This window comes from Pseudoalteromonas sp. K222D, assembly GCF_017653575.1.
In the GTDB taxonomy this organism is placed as follows: domain Bacteria; phylum Pseudomonadota; class Gammaproteobacteria; order Enterobacterales; family Alteromonadaceae; genus Pseudoalteromonas; species Pseudoalteromonas nigrifaciens.
This window is the reverse complement of the sequence record NZ_JAGGDL010000001.1, coordinates 19,411-45,275: the sequence shown is the minus strand read 5'-3', so window position 1 is coordinate 45,275 and position 25,865 is coordinate 19,411. Positions and strand designations below refer to the sequence as shown.

20 protein-coding genes are annotated in these 25,865 nt (G+C 39.7%); 13 read left to right on the top strand and 7 right to left on the bottom strand.

What is annotated here, in order from left to right; translation table 11 throughout:
* The first annotated feature begins 59 nt into the window (after positions 1-59).
* The 6 genes from seqA to J5X91_RS00170 all read left to right on the top strand — a co-directional run bounded on the left by seqA (position 60) and on the right by J5X91_RS00170 (position 7,492).
* The gene (gene seqA, locus J5X91_RS00195) at positions 60-653 is read left to right on the top strand and encodes a replication initiation negative regulator SeqA (protein WP_011328313.1); all 594 of its coding nucleotides are present in this window, start codon (positions 60-62) and stop codon (positions 651-653) included.
* Between the two features lie 9 nt (positions 654-662).
* Entirely contained in the window at positions 663-2,300 is a 1,638-nt protein-coding gene (pgm, locus tag J5X91_RS00190) for a phosphoglucomutase (alpha-D-glucose-1,6-bisphosphate-dependent) (RefSeq protein ID WP_011328312.1), read from the top strand.
* Positions 2,301-2,397: 97 nt separating this feature from the next.
* Complete coding sequence (gene astE, locus J5X91_RS00185) at positions 2,398-3,453, top strand: succinylglutamate desuccinylase (RefSeq protein WP_011328311.1); 1,056 nt, start codon at positions 2,398-2,400, stop codon at positions 3,451-3,453.
* Between the two features lie 264 nt (positions 3,454-3,717).
* A complete protein-coding gene (locus J5X91_RS00180) occupies positions 3,718-4,932 on the top strand; it encodes a thiamine pyrophosphate-dependent dehydrogenase E1 component subunit alpha (RefSeq protein ID WP_011328310.1) in 1,215 nt (404 codons plus the stop codon).
* Positions 4,932-5,909, top strand: a complete 978-nt coding sequence (locus tag J5X91_RS00175; protein WP_011328309.1) for a transketolase C-terminal domain-containing protein — start codon at positions 4,932-4,934, stop codon at positions 5,907-5,909. The genes J5X91_RS00180 and J5X91_RS00175 overlap by 1 nt, the downstream gene beginning before the upstream one ends.
* Positions 5,910-5,917: 8 nt before the next feature.
* Positions 5,918-7,492: a dihydrolipoyllysine-residue acetyltransferase gene (locus J5X91_RS00170; protein ID WP_208833828.1), complete on the top strand. Its 1,575-nt coding sequence runs from the start codon at positions 5,918-5,920 to the stop codon at positions 7,490-7,492.
* Positions 7,493-7,568: 76 nt separating this feature from the next.
* Here the strand turns inward: J5X91_RS00170 and J5X91_RS00165 are convergent, their stop codons facing one another.
* Positions 7,569-8,741 (bottom strand): putative manganese transporter, encoded by a 1,173-nt coding sequence (locus J5X91_RS00165; RefSeq protein WP_208833827.1) that lies wholly within the window; start codon positions 8,739-8,741, stop codon positions 7,569-7,571.
* Between the two features lie 121 nt (positions 8,742-8,862).
* On the bottom strand, positions 8,863-10,488 hold the full coding sequence (locus J5X91_RS00160) for a M28 family metallopeptidase (RefSeq protein WP_089368342.1): 1,626 nt from the start codon (positions 10,486-10,488) through the stop codon (positions 8,863-8,865).
* 116 nt (positions 10,489-10,604) lie between these two features.
* On the opposite strand from J5X91_RS00160, the gene J5X91_RS00155 reads away from it, so the two are divergent.
* From J5X91_RS00155 to J5X91_RS00140, 4 genes are all read left to right on the top strand, one after another.
* Complete coding sequence (locus tag J5X91_RS00155; protein WP_208833826.1) at positions 10,605-11,417, top strand: DUF3025 domain-containing protein; 813 nt, start codon at positions 10,605-10,607, stop codon at positions 11,415-11,417.
* Entirely contained in the window at positions 11,414-12,202 is a 789-nt protein-coding gene (locus J5X91_RS00150) for an ATP-binding cassette domain-containing protein (protein WP_011328304.1), read from the top strand. Before J5X91_RS00155 ends, J5X91_RS00150 begins: the two co-directional genes overlap by 4 nt.
* Entirely contained in the window at positions 12,195-13,403 is a 1,209-nt protein-coding gene (locus J5X91_RS00145; protein ID WP_011328303.1) for an ABC transporter permease, read from the top strand. Before J5X91_RS00150 ends, J5X91_RS00145 begins: the two co-directional genes overlap by 8 nt.
* Before the next feature lie 229 nt (positions 13,404-13,632).
* On the top strand, positions 13,633-16,692 hold the full coding sequence (locus J5X91_RS00140) for an ATP-binding protein (RefSeq protein ID WP_208833825.1): 3,060 nt from the start codon (positions 13,633-13,635) through the stop codon (positions 16,690-16,692).
* Positions 16,693-16,812: 120 nt separating this feature from the next.
* Here the strand turns inward: J5X91_RS00140 and J5X91_RS00135 are convergent, their stop codons facing one another.
* The 5 genes from J5X91_RS00135 to J5X91_RS00115 all read right to left on the bottom strand — a co-directional run bounded on the left by J5X91_RS00135 (position 16,813) and on the right by J5X91_RS00115 (position 22,604).
* Positions 16,813-18,537 carry a proline--tRNA ligase gene (locus J5X91_RS00135; RefSeq protein WP_086994275.1) on the bottom strand — a complete coding sequence of 575 codons (1,725 nt, stop codon included), beginning with the start codon at positions 18,535-18,537 and terminating at the stop codon, positions 16,813-16,815.
* Positions 18,538-18,631: 94 nt separating this feature from the next.
* A complete protein-coding gene (gene tsaA, locus J5X91_RS00130; RefSeq protein ID WP_041454438.1) occupies positions 18,632-19,336 on the bottom strand; it encodes a tRNA (N6-threonylcarbamoyladenosine(37)-N6)-methyltransferase TrmO in 705 nt (234 codons plus the stop codon).
* A 204-nt stretch (positions 19,337-19,540) separates the two neighbouring features.
* On the bottom strand, positions 19,541-20,110 hold the full coding sequence (locus J5X91_RS00125; protein ID WP_011328299.1) for an outer membrane beta-barrel protein: 570 nt from the start codon (positions 20,108-20,110) through the stop codon (positions 19,541-19,543).
* 261 nt (positions 20,111-20,371) lie between these two features.
* Positions 20,372-20,836 carry an acyl-CoA thioesterase gene (locus J5X91_RS00120; protein ID WP_011328298.1) on the bottom strand — a complete coding sequence of 155 codons (465 nt, stop codon included), beginning with the start codon at positions 20,834-20,836 and terminating at the stop codon, positions 20,372-20,374.
* Between the two features lie 121 nt (positions 20,837-20,957).
* The gene (locus tag J5X91_RS00115) at positions 20,958-22,604 is read right to left on the bottom strand and encodes an electron transfer flavoprotein-ubiquinone oxidoreductase (protein ID WP_208833824.1); all 1,647 of its coding nucleotides are present in this window, start codon (positions 22,602-22,604) and stop codon (positions 20,958-20,960) included.
* A 219-nt stretch (positions 22,605-22,823) separates the two neighbouring features.
* On the opposite strand from J5X91_RS00115, the gene J5X91_RS00110 reads away from it, so the two are divergent.
* The 3 genes from J5X91_RS00110 (at position 22,824) to J5X91_RS00100 (ending at position 25,844) form a co-directional block, all read left to right on the top strand.
* Entirely contained in the window at positions 22,824-23,573 is a 750-nt protein-coding gene (locus J5X91_RS00110; protein WP_208833823.1) for an electron transfer flavoprotein subunit beta/FixA family protein, read from the top strand.
* Entirely contained in the window at positions 23,574-24,500 is a 927-nt protein-coding gene (locus J5X91_RS00105) for an FAD-binding protein (RefSeq protein WP_086993365.1), read from the top strand.
* Positions 24,501-24,764: 264 nt separating this feature from the next.
* A complete protein-coding gene (locus J5X91_RS00100) occupies positions 24,765-25,844 on the top strand; it encodes a heparan-alpha-glucosaminide N-acetyltransferase domain-containing protein (protein ID WP_208833822.1) in 1,080 nt (359 codons plus the stop codon).
* Positions 25,845-25,865 lie beyond the last annotated feature (21 nt).

Here is a 25,865-nt window from a genome sequence, read left to right as displayed (position 1 = left end):
TAACTGGTTTGGGTATAATCACACGGAAAGAAAAATGTGGCCGTAATGACAGGAAGAACATGAAACAAATCGACATAGACGACGAGTTATATCAGTATATTGCCAGCAATACGCAAAGTATTGGTGAGAGCGCATCCACTATTTTACGTCGTTTATTAAATCTGAGCGGCGAAAAAATTCAGACCGCAAACGTAGAGCTTAATCAAAATAATCAAACAACAACTACCTTGCCTAAAGTTCCCCCTGTAGCAGAGCAAACACCTGCGCTTGCTGCTAAGCCAAGTGCAGTAGCTGAGAAGTCTGTGCAGCAAAAAAATGCGAATGTATTTAATGTATTAAATAAAGAAGAGTTGGCAATGCAGAAAGGCGTTGTGGGTCGTTTTTTATTTATTTTAAGTGCATTTTACCGTACCCATAAAACTGACTTTCGCGCCGTATTAGATATCAAAGGCCGTGATCGCGTTTACTTTGCTACTAGCAAAGAAGACTTAGTTAATAGTGGTAGCAGTATGAACCCTAAAAACATCACCGACAGTGAGTACTGGGTAATGACAAACTCTAACACTACACGTAAAAAAATGATGCTTCATGAAGTTGCTTTGTGTTTAGGTTATAGCACAGAACAAGCTGAAAAAATTCGCGACTACCTGTAAGGAAATACTATGGCTATTCATCCAGGTGCGGGCAAACCAGCTCCACAATCGGTATTAATAAATGTACCTAAATTAGTCTCTGCGTATTATTTAAATGAGCCAGACCTTGAGCAGAATCCAGAGCATTGTGTTGCATTTGGTACATCAGGGCATCGTGGTTGCTCCTACGATGTTAAATTTAACGAGTCGCACATACTCTCTATTACTCAAGCTATTTGTGACTACAGAAAACAAAACGATATTTTTGGCCCGTTATTTTTAGGAAAAGACACCCACGCTTTAAGTGAAGCGGCCTTTAATTCGGCAATAGAAGTATTAGTAGCCAACGAAGTGCAAGTGATCACCCAAGACGATGGTGACTTTACTCCAACACCGGTAATTAGCCACGCTATTGTAAGTTACAACAAGCTGCACCCAAATGAATTAGCCGACGGCATTGTAGTTACGCCTTCGCATAACCCACCAGAGGATGGCGGGTTTAAATACAACCCACCCGATGGCGGGCCTGCCGATACCGACGTAACTAAATGGATAGAAGACAGAGCTAATCAGTTATTACTAGAGGACTTAGTTGAAGTGGAATTATTTCCGTTTGCTAAAGCCTCGCGCTCAGGGTTTATTAAATACCAAGACTTAATGACCCCGTATATTAATGATCTAGAAAATATTGTTAATTTAAAAGCCATTAGCGAAGCGGGTATTAAAATTGGCGTTGATCCGCTGGGCGGCTCAGGCATTAATTTTTGGCCGGTTATCGCTAAAAAATATAATTTAGACATTAGCGTTGTAAATGATGTTGTTGATCCTCGTTTTGCATTTATGCCACTTGATAAAGATGGCAAAATTCGTATGGATTGCTCATCACCTTATTCAATGGCCAACCTTATTGCGCTTAAAGATGATTTTGATATTGCCATTGGTAACGATCCAGATTACGACCGCCATGGCATAGTAACGCCAGATGGTTTAATGAACCCTAATCACTTTTTAGCGGTTGCGATTGATTATTTGCTTAAAAATCGAGACTGGAACGCAAATGTGCAAATTGGCAAAACGTTAGTTTCCAGCTCCATGATCGACAAAGTTACTGAGCGTAATGGCCGTAAAGTAAAAGAAGTACCGGTTGGCTTTAAATGGTTTGTTGAAGGGTTAAATAAAGGTAAGTTAGCCTTTGGCGGCGAAGAAAGTGCTGGCGCCGCATTTTTACGTTTTGATGGCAGTGTTTGGTGTACCGACAAAGATGGCTTTATTATGGGCTTATTAGCGGCCGAAATACTTGCTGTTACCGGTAAAACACCGTCTGCTCTTTATAAAGAGTTAGAGCAAGAATTTGGCTCGCCGCTTTATAAACGTATAGACGCACCGGCTACAAGCACGCAAAAATCGCGTTTAAAAGCCCTCAGTGCCGACGACGTTAAAGCCGATACACTCGCAGGTGAACCTATTTTACAAAAGCTAACCCATGCGCCAGGTAATAATGCGCCAATTGGTGGTTTAAAAGTAGTTACCGAAAGTGGTTGGTTTGCAGCGCGTCCATCGGGTACTGAAGATATATACAAAATTTACCTTGAGTCGTTTAAAGGTGAAGCGCATTTAGCACTACTTGAAAAAGAAGCTAAAAAGCTAGTAGACTCAGTTATTAGCTAATATCGCTTATATTACTTAAAAACGGCTGATTTAATCAGCCGTTTTTGTTTTTAATTGCATAATAATAATTTCAATTTTACAAAGGGCTTTTATCCATATGTCAGCCACTACTCCAGATTACATCGAAGAATTAAAACAAACTGGCGACTTTTTGACGCTAAGCCGCAATAACGAATGGCACTTAGCCGCAGGGGAGTTCACACTCAATAATGGCACCGTAGTTACTATTCATGATACCGGTGTTATAGAGTTTCAACCGGCCACTGTTTCAAGCAAAGACGTAGTGTACTCAAGTGCAGTGCACGGAAACGAAACCGCACCAATCGAAATATGCGACGAATTAATTAAACAAATAATCGCCGGTGAGCTGCTCTTAAAGCAGCGCGCTTTATTTATTTTTGGTAATCCGCAATCAATTAATATTGGTTTGCGTTTTGTAGAAGAAAACCTTAACAGGTTGTTTAATGGCCACCATAGTGTAGACGGCGTACCAATGAATAACGAACGTACCCGTGCAGCCAAATTAGAGCAGTACGTAAGTGACTTTTTTAGCCGAGGCGAGCAAGGTAGCAGCCGCTGCCATTACGATTTACATACTGCAATTCGTGGCTCTAAAAACGAAAAGTTTGCAGTGTATCCCTATTTACATGGTAAACCGTGGAAAAAGTCGCAATTACAGTTTTTATTAAGTTGTGGGGTAAATACCGTATTAATGATGAAATCCCCAGCAACCACCTTTAGTTATTATTCATCATTTGTGCATGGTGCCGATTCGTTTACGGTCGAGCTTGGCCAAGTTAAGCCCTTTGGTGAGAATGACATGAGCCGCTTTGCAAAAACCAAACAAACACTCACTGCATTAATTAGCCAAGATAAGGTTGAATATCCAGAATTTAATGCAGATGAATTCGAGTTGTTTACTGTGCACCGCACCATAAATAGAACGCAGAATGAATTTAGTTTTCCATTTTCAGATCAGGCCGAAAACTTCACAGGTTTTGCCAAGGGTGAGTTGTTAGCTACTGATGGCGATACACCTTACTACGCCGATGTGCAAGGAGAAGCGATTATTTTCCCCAATGCAAACGTAGCTATTGGCCAGCGAGCGCTGTTAACCGTTGTGCCAATGGCGATAGACAGTAATTTTATTTAAAATAGCTGATCAGACCACTTGTTGTAATAAGTTAACTATATGATTAATAAATAGTAAAATATCTGTATAGTTAACTTGCCATTTTTATACTCACTATTTAGTTTTGTTTCGTCACAGATTTGTTGAATAACACTTTACGTTAACGTAAAGTGTCGGCAGCTTTAATTAAAGACAGTGCAGATGTTGCAAAGTTTATTCGCAGCAATCAACCCACAATAATAATTTAATGGGTACTGTTTTATCGACAACAAAAGAAGGTAGGTTATGAGTAATCCAAATAACGTATCGCTGAATATTAACCATAAGCTTGAGTTTATCGATGGCAATGCGTTAACTATTCCAACCCTTAGTATTTTAACTGAGGACGGCGAGATTCATCCAGGTGCAACCGCACCCGACATTTCAAAACATACCGCAATTAAATTATACGAAACCATGCGCTTTATACGTTTGTTAGATGAGCGCATGCAAGGTGCACAGCGCCAAGGCCGCATTAGCTTTTATATGCAATGTTTAGGTGAAGAAGCTGCAGTAACAGCCTCTGCAGCTGCGCTTGATCAAAATGATATGATTATGGCTCAGTACCGTGAACAAGCGGCGCTTCACTATCGTGGTTTTACGCTTGATCAGTTTATGAACCAAATGTTTTCTAATGAACTGGATTTAGGCAAAGGCCGCCAAATGCCGATTCATTATGGTTCTAAAGCATTAAACTATATGACCATATCATCGCCATTAGGAACACAAATTCCACAAGCGACTGGCTACGCTTATGGTCAAAAAATTAAACATATAGATGCTAAAACAGGTGAGCTTGCCAGCACTATAGATAACATCACTATTTGTTATTTTGGTGAAGGCGCAGCGTCTGAAGGGGACTTTCATGCCGGTGTAAATATGGCTGCAGTGCATCAAGCGCCGGTAATATTTTTTGCCCGTAATAATGGTTATGCTATTTCGACCCCTGCAGATGAGCAGTTTAAAGGTGACGGCATTGCTTCTCGTGGCGTTGGTTACGGTATTAAAACAATTCGTGTTGATGGCACAGATGCCCTTGCAGTGTATGCGGCAACTAAAAAAGCCCGTGAAATTGCAGTGAGCACAGGCGAGCCAATTTTAATTGAATCAATTGCTTATCGCTTAGGTGCGCATTCGACCTCAGACGATCCAAGTGGTTATCGCTCTAAAGATGAAGAAGCTAATCATCAAGTATGCCCAATCGACAAGTTTAGAAAATGGCTAATTAAGCAAGACTGGCTAAACGAAGCCGACGATGTAAAAGCTAAAGAATCAATTCGTGAAGAAATTTTAGCTGCGCTAAAACGTGCCGAAGTAGTGGCAAAGCCAGCTTTAGAAGAATTAATATCAGATGTTTACGATACCCCAATTCCATCATTGCAACGCCAATATGAGCAACTAAAAGCGCATATAAAACTGCATCCAGATGCCTACCCAGTTACAGCAGGGAGAATTAAGTAATGGCTAAAATGAACATGCTACACGCAATTAACTCTGCACTTGACATTACTATGGCAGAGCATCCACAAGCTTGTATTTTTGGCGAAGATGTGGGTTACTTTGGTGGTGTATTTAGAGCAACCTCAGGCTTACAAGAAAAGTACGGTAAACACCGTGTATTTAATACCCCGCTTACAGAGCAAGGTATTTTAGGTTTTGCGAATGGTTTAGCGGCTTTTGGCGCTCCAGCGCTGGCAGAAATACAGTTTGCAGATTATATATTTCCAGCCTTTGACCAAATAGTTAATGAATCAGCTAAATTTCGCTACCGCAGTGGTAATGAGTTTAATGTGGGTAATTTAACTATTCGTACACCTTACGGCGGCGGAATTGCAGGGGGCTTGTATCATTCACAATCACCCGAGGCTTACTTTGCACATACACCAGGCTTAAAAGTGATTGTGCCGCGTAACCCGTACCAAGCAAAAGGCTTATTACGCGCGGCAATCAAAGATGACAACCCGGTATTGTTTTTTGAACCAAAACGCTTATACCGCGCATCAATCGGCGAAGTGCCAGAAGAAGATTACACCATTGAGCTTGGAAAAGCCGAGGTAGTACAGCAAGGTACAGACGTGACCTTACTTGCGTGGGGCGCGCAAATGGAAATAATAGAAGACGCCGCCAAACAAGCAAGTGAACAAGGCATTAGCTGTGAAGTAATTGATTTACGCAGTATTTTACCATGGGATGTAGAGGCAATTGCACAGTCGGTGACTAAAACTGGACGCTTGATTGTTAGCCACGAAGCGCCAATTACTAATGGCTTTGGTGCAGAAATAGCGGCAACCATTGGTCAAGAATGTTTCCTACATTTAGAATCGCCAATTATGCGCGTGTGTGGCTTAGATACGCCGTATCCGTTAGCGCTTGAAAAAGAATATGTACCGGATGCATTAAAAGTATTGGCCGCAATTAAACAATCAATGGATTTTTAGGGGATACCATGGCTAAAGAGTTTATATTACCCGATATTGGTGAAGGCATAGTTGAATGCGAAGTTGTTGAATGGCTTGTGGCAGAAGGTGACACTGTGGCTGAAGATCAGCCTATTTGTGATGTAATGACAGACAAGGCATTAGTGCAAATACCCGCTGTACATGATGGGGTTATTACCAAGCTTTATTATCAAAAAGGTGAAATTGCCAAGGTTCATGGGCCATTATTTGCTATGAATGTAAGTGGTGAAGCAGTTAGCGAAGAAGCTGATGCAGCACCTGAAAAAGCAACTCAAACGGTTGTCAGTAATAATAGCAGCGAGCACTTAGAAGATTTTATTTTGCCAGATATAGGCGAAGGTATTGTTGAGTGTGAAATTGTTGACTGGTTAGTTGCCGAAGGTGAAGAAATAGTTGAGGATCAAGCGGTTTGTGATGTAATGACAGACAAAGCCTTGGTACAAATACCGGCAAAATATACCGGTGTTGTAAATAAGCTGTATTATCAAAAAGGTGAAATAGCCAAAGTGCACAGCCCGTTATTTCAAATGACGGTAGCAGGGCGCACAGCTAAAGCCGATGCAGATATAAATCAAGCAGTGGTAAAAGCACAAACTAATGCAGCAGATAAACCAGCGGCTATTAAAGCTGAGCAAACAACTAAAATTGTGAATAAAAAAGCAGTTGCATCGCCAGCGGTTCGTCGTAAAGCACGCGAGCTTGATGTTGATTTAACCTGTGTACCGGGCAGTGGTAAAAATGGCCGTATTTATAAACAAGACATAGAAGAGTTTGTAAAAGGCGAAGTTCCTAACACTATCGATACCTCACCATTGCACAGTGGCAATGAGCAAAGAACATCAGCTACACACTCAGGTGGTACACGTGTAGAGCCAATTAAAGGCATAAAAGCGGCAATGGCTAAACAAATGGTGGCGTCGGTTTCGACCATTCCACACTTTACCTTTAGTGATGAAGTAGACTTAACTAAGCTAATTGCGCTTCGCTCTAGTTTAAAAGAGCAGTATAAAGCGCAAGGTATTAAACTAACCATGATGCCGTTTTTTGTTAAAGCATTATCGCTTGCAATGAAAGAGTACCCAGTACTTAACTCTAAAGTAAATGATGAGTGCAGCGAGCTTACCTATTATAACGATCATAATATTGGAATTGCAGTTGACTCAAAAATAGGTTTATTAGTGCCTAATATTAAATCGTGTCAGAGCAAAAGTATTGTAGAAGTTGCAAACGATTTAACCCGTTTAACCGACTCAGCGCGAGAAGGTCGTGTTGCGCCAGATGATTTGAAAGGCGGTACTATTAGTATTTCAAATATTGGTGCAATTGGCGGCACTATTGCGACGCCTATTATTAATAAACCAGAGGTGGCTATTGTTGCTTTGGGTAAATTACAGCACTTACCGCGTTTTGATGAAAACGGCCAAGTGGTAAGCAAAGCTATAATGCAGGTGAGCTGGTCTGGCGATCATCGCGTGATTGATGGTGGCACTATTGCCCGTTTTAATAACCTTTGGAAATCGTACTTAGAAAATCCATCGGTAATGATGATGGCGATGAGCTAAACATACGCGCTTATTGTTATTAAAAAAACCAGCTTCGGCTGGTTTTTTGTTTACTGTATTTAAAAGTATTATTTACTCACCAAAAATATAAACCATAACCCACGCCTAAAGCCGGTATTGCAGTATAAAAAGTTGCTATGAGCGCGGCTTTTGGTGCCATTGCTATGGCAGGAAACAGCGCATCGCCATCGTTAGAAATAGCATTTGCAGTTAAAGCACTAAATGGAATAATACCTTGAATGTACAAAGTGGTAACAATTATTTGTGGCCCGCAACCGGGTAAAAAACCGATTAATACCGCTATAAGTGGTGCTAAATACGCATAGTGTAAAAACCATGCTTTTAAATCAAGTCCTGCCACATTTACTAATATTTCAAATAACATAAATGACGCAACGACCCACGCAGTTACAAAGTGAGTGTCTTGTAATACCTTGGTAATATTAGAGGGAGGATTACGCTTACATGCATCGTCTTCTGCGGTGACTTCTTTATAGCTCTCTCCTTTAGACGAATACGCCCAAATACTGACAATAAACAGTGCCATTGCAGCGCCAAAAGAGCTAATAATGTTAGGTATATTAGTATCCCACTTGTTAAAATCAACATTAAACGCAATTAACAAAGCAATAATTAAGCTTGGAACAATAGCAACCATCCATACCGGCTTAGATATTTTAATAATAGCTGTTGGTAGCTGTATAACCTGTTGTTTATGCTTTTGTGGGAGTGGTCGCAAAAAGTCTTTTTTATGAATAGCATTTACTATCAACCCGCTTAAAGTTCCTACAACCAAGCCAATACCCATAATAATTACTCCTTCGGTAGGGCGAGTAGCAAGTAGTAAAAATGCCGCATCACCCATTGTTGCAGCTAAAACCGCGACAATAGCGCCAAAACTGGCTTGGCCTTTTGTAAATTGGGTAACAACAATAATTGCACCACCACAGCCTGGTAATGCACCTAGTATAGATGCAAAAGCAACTTCTAAAATAGGCGACTTAGCGCTTAAATAACTAAGCTCTAATTGTGGTAAACGTGCTATGGCGTAGTAGTAAATTAGTAAGGTAGCTGCTACAAAAACACTGACCTGAAAAAATGCGTCACTGAGTGCAGTAATAGTAATAGCGCGTAAATTAGGTAGGGCTAAACACACTAATATAAATAGTGGTAATAATAAGCGTTTGTTTTGACCCATAAAGCGTTTTGAATTGGCTGTTATAAATCCACTATGTGAGAGTAATTGCATAAAGTGTGGCCTAGTAAGTAACTAAGCTACACTTTACATTGCACTCAAATGATAATCAATATCATTTGGGTGCAATTATATCGATTACTCTATTTGAGTTTTTCGATTAGATAAGATTAAATTACTTACGTTGGAACTCAGAGTTAGTGTTCCACGTTGGCCATTGCTCTTGCTCAGAAATATTAAAACCTACTTTATAAAATAATTGTAGGTCTTGCACCGCGCCCGATAAATCCCATTCATCACGGTAGCGATCGCATGGTTGATGATAACAACCGCGCAGTACTAAGCTCATACGCTTACGGTAGTTTGCAGTTTCTTCGTCAAAGGCTTGCGTGCCACCACCTGCGTACATGGCTGGAATGCCCATGTTTGCAAAAGCAAAGTGATCAGAGCGATAGTAACCACCCGAAGAAGGATTAGGATCGCCAGATATTGTTCTGCCTTGCTCAAGCGCAACCGTTGTTAATAAATCATCCATTTGTGATTTACCAATACCTACCACGCTAATATCTTTTACTTTGCCTAATAAATTTAAGCTGTCCATATTAATGTTAGCAACGGTTTTATTGGCAGCAATAACAGGGTTAGCTGCATAATATTTTGACCCTAATAAGCCTTGCTCTTCAGCGGTTACCGCTAAAAAGGTCATTGAACGGCTAGGGTGCTTAGGTAATTTAGTAAAGGCTTCAGCCACTTCAATTAAACCAGCCGTACCGGTAGCATTATCGTGCGCGCCATTAAAAATTTGATCCCCTTTGCGGTTTTTATCAGTGCCTAAGTGATCCCAATGTGCAGAATAAATAACATGTTCATCTGGTTTTTCACTGCCCGGTAAAGTGGCAATAAAGTTATACGAGATAGACTTTTTAATGGTGTTTTTTATCTTTATAGAGGCAGTCAAATCGCCCATATCAACGTGGTAAGCGCCTTTTGCAGCATTGGCTTTTAATGTATCAAAATCAAGCCCTGCTTTATTAAACAGCTCTTTGGCTACGTCTGTTGTTACCCAGCCTTCAACGGCTACACGGTCCATATTATTGTTTTCTTTTTGAAAGCCAAACTGCTCACCACTCCACGAGTTTTCTACTACAGACCAAGGGTATGAAGCCGGTGCTGTTTCGTGAATAATAATTGCGCCCGCTGCACCTTGACGACTCGCTTCTTCGTATTTATAAGTCCAACGGCCATAATATGTCATGGCATCGCCAGTAAATAAATCAGGGTTTTTAGTTGCAAAGCCCGGATCGTTTACCAGCATTACTACCGTTTTGCCTTTAACATCTAAGCCTTCGTAATCGTTCCAGTTATACTCTGGTGCATTAACGCCGTAACCAACAAATACTAGCTCAGAGTTTTCAATTGCTTGGTTTTCGCTAATGCGACTACTGCCCATTACCATGTCTGTTTTGTATTGGTAGTTTTTACCACCAATTTTTAATACCATGTCTGAGTCTGCTTCAAGCGAAACTAGTGGAACTTCTTGTAAAAAGCTATTGCCATTACCGGGCTTTAAACCCAAGGCTTTAAATTGCGCTGTTAGGTAATCAAGCGTTAGCTTTTCGCCTGGCGATGAAGGGGCACGGCCACCAAATTCATCCGATGCTAACACTTTTACATGCTTAGCAATTTCATCAGCTTGAATACTGTTGTAGCCCTTAGTTACATCATCGGAGGTAATACTTGTTGTAGCGCAGCCCGCTAATACGGCAGCAGTGATAAGGGTAAGAGAGAAATAACGTTTCATATTGGCTCTATTTTTGTTTTAAGATAACCCAGTATATGAAGTTCTATTAATTAGAACCAGTTTTTGCGGTAAACTGTTACAAAATTTAAGGTATAAACTAGTAAGTACAAATAATAATGAAGCGTTTTACTCCCCCAGAAGAATTTCAGCCAAGCTGCTTACAAAGCGGCGCTTTTGAGCATTTGCGCACGTTGTTTAATATACATGAGCAAAAAAATTGGCCTCTGCCTAGCTGGTTTAGCCCACACTTAAACGCAATTAATGCCAATAACTTGGCTATTAGCTTTGTCGATGATGCAAAAATAGATTTTGCTGAGCGTTATTACGAGCAAGTTATTTTTGAAACAGGGCAGGTGCCTACGCGTACTGAAAATTGGCACGACTTATTTGGTGGCTTTATTTGGTGTTTATTTCCTAAAACCAAAGCGCTCATTAATCAACGCCACGTAGCAGATATTGCAGTACATGGCACAAAGCAGCGTACCAAACATCGCAATGCCCTAACCTTATTTGACGAATGCGGTGTTGTACTGGCTATTAGCAATACCCAATGGCAACAGTGGTTGCGCGATCATCAATGGAAAACAGCGTTTGTTGAGCATAGATCGCAGTGGGGAAAAACCATCAAACCATTTATGTTTGGCCATGCAAATTACGAAATGCTAACTAAACCCTATATTGGTTTAACGGGTAAAGCGTTGTTTGTAACTGTACCCGATGAAATATTTTGTAAAGATTTAGTTACCCAATACCAGTACCTAGATCAAAGACTTTATGAGATGATAAAAACCGATCAGTGTTTAGCCGACAATAAACTCCTTTCACCTTTACCACTACTAGGTGTTCCGGGGTGGCATGAGGACAACACCGACGACACATTTTATAATAATACGGATTACTTTAGAGAAAAACGAAGGATACGAACATGATAGAAGTTATTGGCCTTAAAAAGAAATTTAAGCTAACTAAAGATCATAAAAAAAACAAAGTAGATGAAATAGACCCGCGCGAAGATAAAGATTATTTTCATTCAGTTAGAGATGTTAGCTTTCGTTGTGCAAAAGGCGAAGTACTTGGACTGCTAGGACCAAATGGCGCAGGTAAAACCACCACGTTAAGAATGATTTCTACTGCCTTAAAACCCGATGCCGGCAGTATTACCATTGCCGGTAACGACATAATAAAAAAGCCATTGCTGGGGCGTAAATCGATTGGGTTTCTATCGGGTTCAACCGGCTTATACGGGCGTTTAACCGTAAAAGAAAACATCGAATATTTTGCAAAACTCCATGGCATGAGCAAAAAAGATATTGCAACACGCTGCGAAGAGCTATTTACCTTGCTCGATATGCATAAATTTATAGATAAGCGTGCAGAAAACCTCTCAACCGGAATGAAACAAAAAGCCAATATTGCCCGCGCAGTAGTGCATTATCCTGCTGTAGTGGTTTTAGATGAGCCAACGACCGGGTTAGATATTATGACCACACAAACGGTAATTAACTTTATAAAAGGTTTAAAAGCGCAAGGCACACCGGTTGTTTTTTCAACGCACCACCTAGATGAAGTTGCTTTACTGTGCGACCGCGTAGCAGTGATTAACGAAGGCGTAAGCTGTTTTGATGGCACTGTAGAAGAGTTTAAACAAACAGGTAACAGTGAAGAACTTAACCAAGCGTTTATGAACATATTAACGGAGAAACGTGATGTTTGAAGTATTTAAAAAGGAATTAAGAGAGTTACTACGCGATAAAAAAACGCTCATATTTGTAGTGGCTGTGCCAGTTGCAGTGTTCCCACTTATTTTTGCCGTTGTTGCCTTTATTAGCGCACAAGCAGCTATGGATGCAGAGCAAAAAGTAAATACCTACGCTATTGTAAACGGCGACTATGCGCCAGAGTTTACCGACAAAGTGTTTTACCATAAAAGTTTTGAGCAGTATAAAGGCACTAAAACCTTTAATAGTGTTGCACAGCTTAAAGCCGCAGTGATTGCTGGCGATATTGATATGGGCATTTATTTACCAAGCAATGCACAGCAAACGTTAAATAATGCACAGCAAAGCAAATGGCAGGTAGTGTTTAACGACGCTAAGTCTATTAACTTTTTGTTTCAGCGGGTGAAAGAGCTAGCGCAAGAATACAGCGATGCGTTACAAGTACAAAAGCTGCTTAGTTTTGGCATTGACGAAGCAACGCAAAAAGCAATACTTGAACCAATTGAAGTTGTAAAAGTAGATACCGCCGACAAACGTGAAAACCTAGGTGAAAAAATAGGTGGGTTTTTACCGTACTTATTAGTGCCTTTAGTATTAATGGGAGCAACTTATCCTGCCATTGACTTAGGAGCAGGCGAAAAAGAACGTGGCACCCTAGAGACATTATTGTTAACACCTATCACTCGTACACAACTTGTTTTAGGTAAATTTATTACCCTTTTAACTACTTCGATTGCCTCTACAACCATTACTGTGCTGAGTATGGGAGTGTGGATAGCCTTGGCGATTACTTTTGCGGATCTTGAATTTATTAAAGTTGCATTTAGTAGCTTAGCCGTTTCTGATTTATTAATGATTTTTGTATTACTGTTACCACTGGCGGCTATATTTTCTGCGCTAGCGTTAGCTATTTCAATTTACGCACGTACCTTTAAAGAAGCGCAAAACTACATGACACCGTTATCTCTGGGCGTTATTTTTCCGGTAATAATTGCCTTAATGCCAAATGTGGAACTCACTGTTAAAACAGCGTTTATTCCTGTCACTAATGTAGCGTTAGCAATAAAAGAAATAGTTAAAGGCACAGTAGATTACACGCTAATAGGGCTAATATTTTTAGCTACAGCTATTATTGCCGGTATTTTATTAGCTTTTTGCGTTAAATGGTTTAACCGCGAAGATGTGTTATTTAGATAGTTAATAGACAAAGCTTTAAGTTTTGAAGGCAGCACTCGCTGCCTTTTTCATTTATAAACAAATATAAATAGCGTTTAGTTTATTTCATTAAGAGCAATGGTAGTGGTAGAATACACTTCATAATTTGGCACTCTTTATTGCAAATAAAAGAGGTAAGTAATTAATTTTGAGGTTTATTGTTTCTCAATCTAGACTACTTATGTAAGTACTATAGTGTAGGTAATAGTAAATGTTAAAACGAAATTTTTTATCTAGAGTTGCAAAAAGTAATAAGCTAATACTTTTTGCCGTAATGATTTTTATGATCATTGCGTTGCCTTCAATGTATATATTTGAGCAAAAAGTAAGAAGTGAAATTTATCACACGGCGCAAATAGAGCTAAAACGCGAACTCGAAACTAAAACATTATCGTTAAAAAAACACTTTACCGACAGTGTTAACGCCATTCGATTTTTAGATGCAACCCCACCTATAAAAGCAATATCACGCGCTAGTGAAAATCAATTGTCAGATCCAGCATCTGCAACGCCTATGGCCATTTGGAAAAATCGCTTAGCGAGTATATTTTCTGGCTTTATGCGCACCGACGAAAGCATATTACAAGCGCGTTATATAATGCTAGCAGAAGGCGGGCAAGAAGTCGTAAGGGTTGATCGGACCGAGCAAGGCAAAATTACCATACTCGAAGGCGAGCAATTACAACAAAAAGGCCAACGAGATTACGTTATTAAAACCAGTATGCTTGATGAGCACACTGTTTATATTTCGCCAATAAATTACAACCGTGAAAATGGTAAAATTCAGCAGCCTTATATCAGTACCTTTCGGGTAGCAAAACCTGTATTTGACAAAAACAAACAGGTTTCTGCGGTTTTAGTTACGAATTATTATGCAGAGCAACTATTTAAAAGCCTCACTTTTGAGTCTCCGCAAGGCACTGCAATTTATTTAATGAATAACCAAGGTGAGTTTTTATATCATCCAAACCCAGAGCTGCGCTTTGGGTTTGAGTTTAATAAAAGCAGAACCTGGGAGCAAGAGTCTGTTGGCGCGCAAAATATGGCTGCAGACAAAACGCTGCCGTTAAATAACTACCCACAACAATACACACTGCAAAAGCGTATTTATTTTGGTAATGATATTGCCATGCTGCCACTCGAGCTTGCTGTGAGTGTAGATACGCAAACATTATTAGCAAAAGTGAGCGAGAGACGCCAAAGCTTTATTACTACATTAGCTGTATTTTTTGGTGTGTTTTTAGTTATGACCATGCTGTATCAGCGCTTTATAAACCGAAAGTTACTTATTAACTCGTTAAAAGAGCAAAATAACAGAGTAATAGAAAACTCCTTAGATGCTATTTTTAGCATTTCAGAGTCGGGTAAAGTGGTGCAATTTAATAACACAGCTAAGCAAGTGTTTGGCGATATACTAGAGAGTGATAACGTAAATTTTATTTCTTTATTTACTTTAAATAAAGAAGATGAGCAATGCATAAGAGAAACCATTAAAAATGGCTCTAAAATGCCCTTTGAAGCCATGCATACCGACAGCTTGGGCAATAAATACTACTACTCAATAACCCTCAGCAGTATTTATGATGTGTTTAATGAGCGTTATCAAGTTGCGGCTATTTTAAGAGACATAAGCTCGCTTAAAAACATTCAAGCTGAACTAGAGGGAGTTAATACCACTTTAGAGCTTAAAGTTTCGCAAAGAACCCGAGAGCTTGAACGCGCAATAGATGAAGCATTAGCAGCAAGCCAAGCTAAAAGTGACTTTGTAGCTAATATTTCTCACGAAATACGCACCCCTATGAACGGGGTATTAGGCATGCTAGAAATGCTTAAAGAAGATGGCTTATCAGAGCAACAGCATCATTATTTAAAACTTGCAAATAGCAGTGCTAATTCTTTAATGAATTTAATTAATGATATTTTAGATTTTTCAAAAATAGAAGCGGGTAAGCTCGATATTGATAATCACAGCTTTGATGTTGTTACCGTGTGCAGCGATATGATTAACTCATTAGCGCTACAAGGGCAACGCAAAGGACTTGAAGTATTTTTACACACCCACAATATTGTTGATCGTATGGTAGTAGGTGACAGCCATCGCCTTAAGCAAATTTTAATTAATTTGGTTAATAATGCTTTTAAGTTTACTCACAAAGGTGAAGTTAGCTTAACCATAGGCTCTAAATACATTACCGATACTAAATTACAGATGAGTTTTGCGGTTAAAGACACTGGAATTGGCATAGCAGCTGAAAATATAGATAAACTATTTGAAGTGTTTACCCAAGAAGATTCAAGCACCACACGCCATTTTGGCGGTACCGGCTTGGGTTTATCAATTTGTAAAAAGCTAGCGCAATTAATGGGTGGTAATATATCGCTAACAAGCGAAAAAGGGGTAGGGAGCACTTTTACTGCAACCGTTGAGCTGCATGTAGCACCCCAGAAAAAGCTAAATACCGGCATTGAGCTTGCTACCAGTATTGATGTTGCTGCATTAATTGCTCGCGATAATGTGTATAACAATGTGTGTGATTTATTACTGCAAACATGCAAAGTAGATAAAAGTAATATTGTTAGGTTAGATTACTTTAGTGAGCATGATGAGTTTGAAGCGGACTTATTAATTATTGACGACGACCATCCACAAGTTAATGCCCTGATTAGCTTTTGCAAACAGTACGATAAAAAATATGTACTAATTTTGCGTGATATGGTGATGAACAAACAATCGAAAAAAGTATTTCCTGATCATCTACATATTTTAAATAAACCGCTTACCCAAGATGAGTTTAGTTACAAATTAGCGAGTTTATTTGGTGCCAGTAGCGAGTTTGTTATTACCCCACCAAAGAGCTTAATTGAAGAGCCTTTAGATGCAGACTTATCAGCTTATCATGTGCTTTTAGTTGACGATAATATGATCAACATAGAAGTGGCTAAAGCGATTTTAAAGCACACTAAAGTCAAAATCACCTGTGCATCTGACGGTCTTGAAGCTTTAGAGGCGTTAAAGAGCAATAAACAGCAACCTTTTAACGTTATTTTAATGGATTGCCAAATGCCTAATTTAAACGGCTACGATACCACCAGCGAAATTAGAAACGCCAAAGCCGGAATAGAATATATTCATGTGCCTATCATTGCGATGACAGCAAGTGCAATGGAAGGCGACAGAGAGCGTTGTTTAACGGCCGGTATGAACGACTACATTACTAAACCAATTAAGCCGCAAACGTTAAAAGACAAGCTTATTACGTGGTTGAGTTAACACTAAAGCGAAATAGGCGGCTTTTAATAAGTCACCTTTTTAGCTGAAGTGATTATATTTTAGATATAAAAAAACCGCTTTAAAGCGGTTTTTTTATTTATAGTTAAGTGTATTTTATGCTTAACCTTTAACAGCTGCTTTAATTGCATCGATTGCTGTATCAATATCAATCATTAGCTTTTCACCAGTGCGGCGGTTTTTAAGTTCAACTTTGTTTTCATCAAGGTTGCGCTCGCCAATAACTAATGTAAATGGTACGCCAATTAATTCCATGTCGTTAAACATAACGCCAGGGCGCTCTTTACGGTCATCAAATAACACATCAAGGCCAGCATCTTTTAAGCCTTGGTAAAGGTTGTTAGCAATATCTGGAATGCGATGCGACTTATGCATATTCATAGGCACAATAGCTAAATCAAACGGTGCAATTGGTTGTGGCCAAATAATACCGTATTGGTCGTTGTTTTGCTCGATTGCTGCAGCAACAATACGCGACACACCAATACCATAACAACCCATAGTCATTATTTGGTTTTTACCTGATTCGTTTAATACGCCAGCCTTCATTGCTTGTGAGTATTTAGTGCCAAGTTGGAAAATATGGCCAACTTCAATACCACGTTTAATTTGTAAAGTGCCTTGGCCACATGGGCTTGCATCGCCTTCTACAATATTACGTATATCAGCAACTTCATAATCAGTTACATCACGATCCCAGTTAATGCCGCTGTAATGCTCGTCGTCTTTATTAGCGCCGGCAACAAAGTCAGCTAGTATGTTAGCGCTTCTATCAACAATAATTGGCATAGACAGGCCAACCGGGCCTAATGAGCCAGGTTTTGCACCAATAGCAGCAACAATGTCTGCCTCTGTTGCCATTTCAAGCGGAGAATCTACTAACGGGTGTTTTTCAGCTTTTAGTTCGTTAAGGTCGTGATCGCCGCGTAAAACTAGCGCAACTAAACCACGTACCCCGTTTTCATCAGGCGCAGCGTAAACGATTAATGTTTTAACACCGCGATGTGGTTTAACACCGTAGTGCTTTTTAAGCTCGTTAATTGTTTTAGCGTCAGGCGTTGGAAACGCTTTAAGCTCTTTTGTTGCAGCTGGGCGTGGCTCGCTTGGTGCAAGTGCTTCTGCTTTTTCAATATTTGCTGCGTAGTCGCTGCCATCACTAAATGCAATAGCGTCTTCACCAGATTCTGCAAGTACATGAAACTCATGCGATACGCTACCACCAATAGAACCCGTGTCGGCAATAACAGGGCGGTAGTCTAAGTTTAAACGCTCAAAAATATTACAATACGCTTTGTGCATTACTTGATACGTTGCATCTAAACACTCATCACTTAAGTGAAATGAATAGGCATCTTTCATTGTAAATTCGCGGGCGCGCATTACACCAAAACGCGGACGACGTTCGTCGCGCACTTTAGTTTGTATTTGGTATAAAGAAATTGGTAGCTGTTTATAGCTGCTAATTTCTTTACGAACAAAATCAGTGATCACTTCTTCGTGAGTTGGGCCAAGCGCAAAGGTACGATTATGACGATCGGTAAAACGCATAAGTTCAGGACCAAACTCATCCCAACGACCTGATTCTTCCCATAAATCTGCTGGTTGAATTACTGGCATCAGCATTTCAATCGCATTGGCTTTATTCATTTCTTCACGTACGATATTTTCTACTTTTCTAAGTACCCGTAACCCAGTGGGTAACCAAGTGTATAAACCCGAAGCGACACGACGGATCATACCGGCTCTAAGCATTAATTGATGCGATACAATTTCAGCATCCGAAGGCGTTTCTTTAAGTGTGGCGAGTATATATTGACTGGTACGCATGTTGTTTCCGAAATTAGAGTAATTATGTACATATTGTAAGGGCTTCAGTCTACCAGCGGTTGCATTTACACTAAAGCGCTAAGTGATAAATTATTTAGGTATTTTCTATACTAGTAACTAAATTATGCGACTCATTAACTTGCCAGCAAATATTATAGTTATACAAAGTCATACCGTAGCTTTGCTGTCCGTCTTTTTGCTTTTTATAAGCAGGGCGAGGATCTTGCTTTAGCACATTACTTATAAACGCCTGTAAATCTGGATATTGCGTTTGCTGCGCAATAAAATCTAGTACTTCAGGGGTAAATTCAACGCTCATGTGGGTTTCTGGGCGGGTGTCAGCAAACCCCGCACTGGCCTCTGGCATAGAGTCAGAATAGGGTAAGTAAGGTTTTATATCGATTATTGGTGTGCCATCGAGTAAATCTATTCCGGCGAGTAATAAGCTCAGTTGGCCATTTTTATACTCTATACCTTCTAGTTTTACTGCGCTCATACCAATGGCGTTAGGCCTAAAAGTGGCACGCGTGGCAAACACGCCTTTGCGGGCATTACCACCTAAACGAGGCGGGCGCACCATAGCCGAATAGCCTTTGTCGGCTGTTTCATGAAAACGAAATAGCAGCCAAATATGGCTAAACTCATCGAGCCCGCGTACAAATTCTTCACGATTAAAGTCAGGCGCAAAAATAAGCTTTGCTTTAGCTTCTGGCACTAAACGAGGTTGCCTAGGTATAGCAAACTTTTGTTTATAAGGTGATTGAATGTGGCCAATAGCCGAAATGGTATAATCGCTCATAGTACTCGGGTGCAAATGAAATAGAGCGCTATTCTACCCATATTTAGCGTTTATGGCATTACTTGTAAGTGAGTTTATTACTTATAGAAGCCTAGTCTAAAAGGTATTGATTAGACTAAGTGGTTTATATGCATGTGCGTTTAAACCACTCAAAACAAAAAAGGTAAGCCTAAGCTTACCTTTTACACACGTTTTAGGGTTTAATTAAAACATGTACTGCACTGATACAGACGCTACATCCATATCTGGGTCAATATCGTCATCAAGTTTATAGCGTTCATACTCTAAACGAAATTGAACGTTTGTTGTAAGTGCATATTCAATACCTGCACCGTAAAACGCATCACCACCATCTGTAGAAGCTGAAACAGAACCTACTGGTAAATCTTGTGTGTATTCTGCATCCCACTCAAGCCAACCGCCTTTTGCATACACAGAAAAACTCTCTGTTATAGGATAGCCCAAGCGTGCGGCAAGCGATACGCCATCAATTTCAGCTTTGCTGTCCACATCACTTACTTCATCAAAGTTTTGATAAGCAAGCTCTAAGCTTAAATACTCGTTAAATTGTGCGCCAACGTAACCTTTTAGCATTTGTGCATCGTCGTCAAAGTCAGTGTCTTTGTCACTGTCTTCAAATTCAAAAGAATATTGACCGTAACCAACACCCGTGTAGATACGTGGAGAATCGAAATCAGCAATATCAGCCTTAGCTGCAGTATTAAAACCCAGTGTTACTAAAGCAAGTGTAGAAAGAGAAAGTGTTTTAATCATGAATTAGCTCCTTTAATAATAAAAATCAAATGCTTGAAAAAATAAGATGTAATTAAATCAAACGTCATCAAGGTAGGTGCAGTGAGCATGCCACTTATTAAAAACATAAAAAAACGGCCATAAAAACCTACTTTAGTATTGGTTTTTATGGCCGTTTGTATGATACGTGTACAGCAGTGAACTTTTATTTGTTGTTACTTTCTAAGCTCAATTGCATGTTTTACAAAAAGTGTGAGGTTTTTACAGGCACACTTTAGTTACTTATACCTTATGCAGTAAGTTTTCCGTCTCTATTGCAATTTCTTTCATTTTTATAGCGTAGTTTTCTAATTTTAAATCTTCTTCGGTAATCGCTTTAAAAGAAGGCACTGCTACTGGGTAACCGGTTTCATCCATAGCAATAAAGCTAATAACACAGTGGTTGGTTTCAACCATATTTTGTGTTTTGGGGTCGCCACAACGCACTTGAATAAATATTTGCATACTGGTTTTACCGGTATGCGCTATTTTAGCTTCCACTTCAACAATTTGGCCTACTAAAATAGGGCGTCTAAACTTAACCCCAGCCACAGATACAGTAACGCAGTAATGGCCACTCCAGCCTGCAGCACATGCATAGCCAGCTTGGTCAATCCACTTCATGACGGCTCCACCATGCACTTTACCACCAAAATTTACATCAGTAGGCTCTGCTAAAAAACGAAAAACAACTTTTGACGACGGCATAACTAATTCTCTTTTATAAAAACTAGGGTAAGCATAGCGCAAAACAGGGGCACAAGCCCCTGCAAATTAGTGTAGGTTTATAATTTATATGTAAAAACCTACTTTTTATTAACAATAATAACTACATATTAGGATAATTTGGCCCGCCAGTTCCCTCCGGAGTTACCCAAGTAATATTTTGGCTCGGATCTTTAATATCGCAGGTTTTACAATGCACGCAGTTTTGCGAGTTAATCACAAACTCTTTAGTGCCAGCAATTTCTTGAATTTCATAAACCCCAGCAGGGCAATAGCGCTGCGCAGGTTCATCAAATTTAACTAAGTTTACAGCAATTGGAATACTCGGATCTTTTAATTGCAAATGACACGGCTGTGACTCTTCGTGGTTAGTATTTGATAAAAATACCGACGACAACTTATCAAAACTGAGTTTACCATCGGGTTTTGGATACACTATTTTATCGGCATCCGCTGCATCAATTAAAGTATCGTGATCTGGGGTGTTGTCTTTAAAAGTAAATGGCAAGCAACCATTAAAAATATTTTGATCTAGGGTGTTATATGCGCCACCAACAAACTTACCTAACTTGTGCATAACAGGGCCAAAGTTACGTGATTGCTGCAATTCTTTATAAGCCCAAGATTGCTCAAACGCGTCTTTAAACTCGCTTAAGTCGGTATTTGCTTGCTCATTTTCTAATGCTTTAAAAATAACTTCAGCTGCCACCATACCCGACTTCATTGCAGTATGATTACCTTTAATTTTTGCAAAGTTAAGCGTACCTGCATCGCAGCCTACCAATAACCCACCAGGAAAATGCATTTTTGGTAATGAGTGCAAGCCGCCTTTAGCAATAGCACGAGCACCATAAGCAACACGTTCGCCGCCTGCTAATACATTTTTAAACACCGGATGGTGTTTCATGCGCTGAAACTCATCAAACGGGCTTAAATGCGGGTTTGAGTAGTTGAGATCAACAATCAGTCCTACCACAACTTGGTTGTTTTCACAGTGGTACATAAATGCGCCGCCGTTAGTATCGCCTTGTAATGGCCAGCCTGTACCGTGTACTACTGTGCCTAACTGATGCTTACTTTCATCAATTTGCCAAATTTCTTTTAAGCCTAAGCCATAGTGCTGCGGTGATGACTCATCATCGAGGGCAAACTCATTAATAAGTTGTTTGCCCAAATGACCACGACAACCTTCGGCAAATACGGTGTATTTAGCGCGTAGCTCCATGCCTGGCATATAACCATCTTTTTCGTTACCGTCTTTATCAAGGCCCATATCGCCAGTAATAATGCCTTTTACTGTGTCGTCTTCAATAATAAGCGAATGCGCACTAAACCCAGGAAAAATCTCGACTCCCAGTGCTTCTGCTTGCTCAGCTAACCAGCGACAAACATTCCCCATAGAGACAATATAATTGCCATCATTATGAAAGGTTTTTGGTGTGGCAAAGTGCGGAATAGCGGTGGCTTTTTGTTCGTTGTTAAACCAGTAAATTTCATCCTTTGCTACTTTGGTGGTTACAGGGGCGTTGAGCTCTTGCCAATTTGGCAGTAATTCATCCAGCGCTTTGGTTTCAAACACGGCACCAGAGAGTATATGAGCACCCACTTCTGAACCTTTTTCAACGACACAGATCATGCATTCTTGTTGTTTATTTTGCGCTTGTTGTGCCAGTTTTATTGCACATGCAAGACCCGCTGGGCCTGCACCTACAACAACTACATCAAATTCCATGGTTTCCCGGGTGATCATAAATACCTCTTATTCGAATGGTTAACGTACCCTATATTTAACTACACGTTAATGAAATACATAACCCATTTGATAGATGCTAATAAAAAGTTATGGGTTGTGAATGTTTAAAGGTTATTTTAGGTTGATGTTTACGTCAATAGACAGTAGTCTGATTTCATAAAATAAATAGGTTGACGTGCACGTCAGCTTGTAGGTTTAAATAACGATGGAGTCCATATGAAAGTTCTCGTACCAATAAAAAGAGTTATAGATTACAACGTAAAAGCGCGAGTTAAGTCAGACAAAACAGACGTTGATTTAACCAACGTAAAAATGGCGATAAACCCATTTTGCGAAATTGCAATTGAAGAAGCGATTCGCTTAAAAGAAGCGGGTACAGCAAGCGAAGTTATTGCCGTAACAATTGGCCCAAAAGCCTCGCAAGAACAGTTACGTACGGCATTAGCCCTAGGCGCCGACAAAGCCATTCACATCGAAACCGATGAAAAGTTAGAGTCGCTGCACATTGCTAAATTACTTGCAAAAATTGTAGAACAAGAAGCACCAGAATTAGTTATTTTAGGTAAGCAATCAATTGATTCAGACAATAACCAAACCGGCCAAATGCTAGCTGCATTGACCAAACGTGGCCAAGGTACGTTTGCTTCAAAAGTTGAAGTGGTTGATGGAAAAGTTAATGTTACCCGTGAAGTTGACGGCGGCTTACAAACAGTAGCGCTTAATTTACCGGCTATTGTAACTACCGATTTACGTTTAAATGAGCCACGTTATGCGTCGCTGCCAAATATAATGAAAGCGAAACGTAAACCGCTTGAGGTTATTGCAGCCGATACTTTGGGTGTTGATTTAACGGCCCGTGTGCAATTAATTAGCGTTGAAGAGCCAGCTAAACGTACTGCCGGTATTATAGTTGAGGACGTGGCGCAACTTGTAGAAAAATTAAAAACAGAGGCGAAGGTAATCTAAATGAAAACACTTGTAATAGCAGAGCACGATAACGGTGTATTAAAACCAGAAACCTCAAAAACAATTAACGCAGCAGCAAAACTTGGTTTTCCTATTGATGTGCTTATTGCGGGCGAAAACCTAGGTGTACTGAGCGAAGAAGTTGCGCTTATTAATGGCGTAGCCAGTGTACTGGTAGCAGATAACGCAGTTTATGCACATCAATTAGCTGAAAGTATGGCAGATTTAGTGCTATCGCTTGCTGATTCTTATAGCCACATAGTGGTAAGTGCTACCACTACAGGTAAAAACTTTATGCCGCGCGTTGCAGCCTTGCTTGATGTTGCACAAATTTCAGAAATTATTGACGTTGTTGACGCTGAAACATTTAAGCGTCCTATTTATGCGGGTAATGCAATTGCTACGGTTAAGTCACTCGATAGCAAAAAAGTTATCACGGTACGTGCTAGTAGCTTCGACTTACAAACAGAGCAAGCAAGCGCGCCAATAACAGCAGTTAATACAGTATCTGATTCTGCGCTAAGCAGCTTTGTAAGCGATGAGCAAACTAAATCAGAACGCCCAGAATTAACCGCAGCTACTGTGGTTATCTCAGGTGGTCGTGGTATGCAAAATGGCGAAAACTTTAGTTTATTACACGGAATAGCCGACAAGTTAGGCGCTGCTATTGGTGCTTCGCGCGCAGCAGTTGATGCAGGCTTTGTACCAAATGACATGCAAGTAGGGCAAACAGGTAAAATTGTAGCGCCAAACTTGTACATTGCAGTGGGTATTAGTGGTGCAATTCAGCATTTAGCCGGTATGAAAGACTCAAAAGTAATTGTCGCAATTAATAAAGACCCAGACGCACCTATTTTTCAGGTTGCAGACTACGGTTTAGTTGCCGATCTGTTTGATGTTTTACCACAGCTAGAGCAAGCTCTATAAGTTAATAACTAAAAATTATATTTGTATTTATAGTTATAGTGATAAATTAAAAGCCGCAGTATCATTTTATGATGCTGCGGCTTTTAATTGTGCCTAATAAACCTAAGATACTAAATAATTTAATCAGATTATAATTTATACACTTACGACTTTGATCCAACCTTTTAACAAGAGGGTAATTAACAAAAAATACTTGCCAACAGCATTCAATTAACCCAAAGTGACAGCGTTGTCATTAGCTGGTTTAAATAAAAAGGAAATAAAATGGTAAGGTATAAAGCGCTAGATGCACTCAGGGGGTTAACTATTGCGTTAATGATCTTAGTAAATACACCCGGTTCATGGTCACATGTGTACTCACCGTTACTCCATGCTGATTGGCATGGTTGCAGCCCAACAGATTTAGTTTTTCCGCTGTTTATGTTTATTATCGGCTCTGCCATGTATTTTTCGTTTAAAAAATCGGATTTTACCTTAACGCCCACGCAATTTTTTCGCATAATTAAACGCGGCGCTATTATGTTTGCTATCGGTTTAGTCTTAAATATGTATCCATTTACTAATGATTTAGAAAACTTAAGAATATTAGGTGTATTACAGCGTATCGGCATTGCTTATATTTTGGCTGCCTTAATAGTGCTTATATTTAAGCAGCGTGGCATAGTTATTATTTCAGCATTAATTTTACTTGGTTACTGGGCTTTATTGTTGTCAGTAGGGGGTGATAACGCATACAGTTTAGAGGGTAATATAGTTAGGCAGGTTGATCTTGCTCTGCTATCAGCAAATCATTTGTGGCAAGGTAAAGGTATAGCATTTGATCCCGAAGGACTATTAAGTACTTTGCCCAGTGTAGTGAGCATACTCTTTGGTTTTGAAGTAACTCGGTTATTAAGCAGTACTAACAATAAACTATTAAGTGTTAAACGCTTAATTACTATCGGCATTTTAACTATTATAGTTGCGCAAGTATGGACGTTTGTAATGCCGATTAATAAATCGTTATGGAGTAGTAGCTTTGTACTTTATACATCTGGTATAGCGTGTTTAGTGTTAGCCTTTTTTGTGTGGTTATGTGATATAGCAAAGCAGGATAGTTTAATTGAACCGCTGGTTATTTATGGCTCAAACCCTCTGTTTATTTATGTACTTTCGGGGTTATGGGTAGGCACTTATACGCTTATTGTAATTGGTGAACATAATTTAGGAGGCTGGCTATATCATGGCCTTAGTTTAGTTTTTAGTGCCAAGTTAGCTTCATTTATATACGCAGCTGCACATGTTTATGTACTTTGGTTAATTTCGTATGCTTTATATAAACGCAAAATATTTATAAAAATCTAATTTTTACAATAACGATATAAA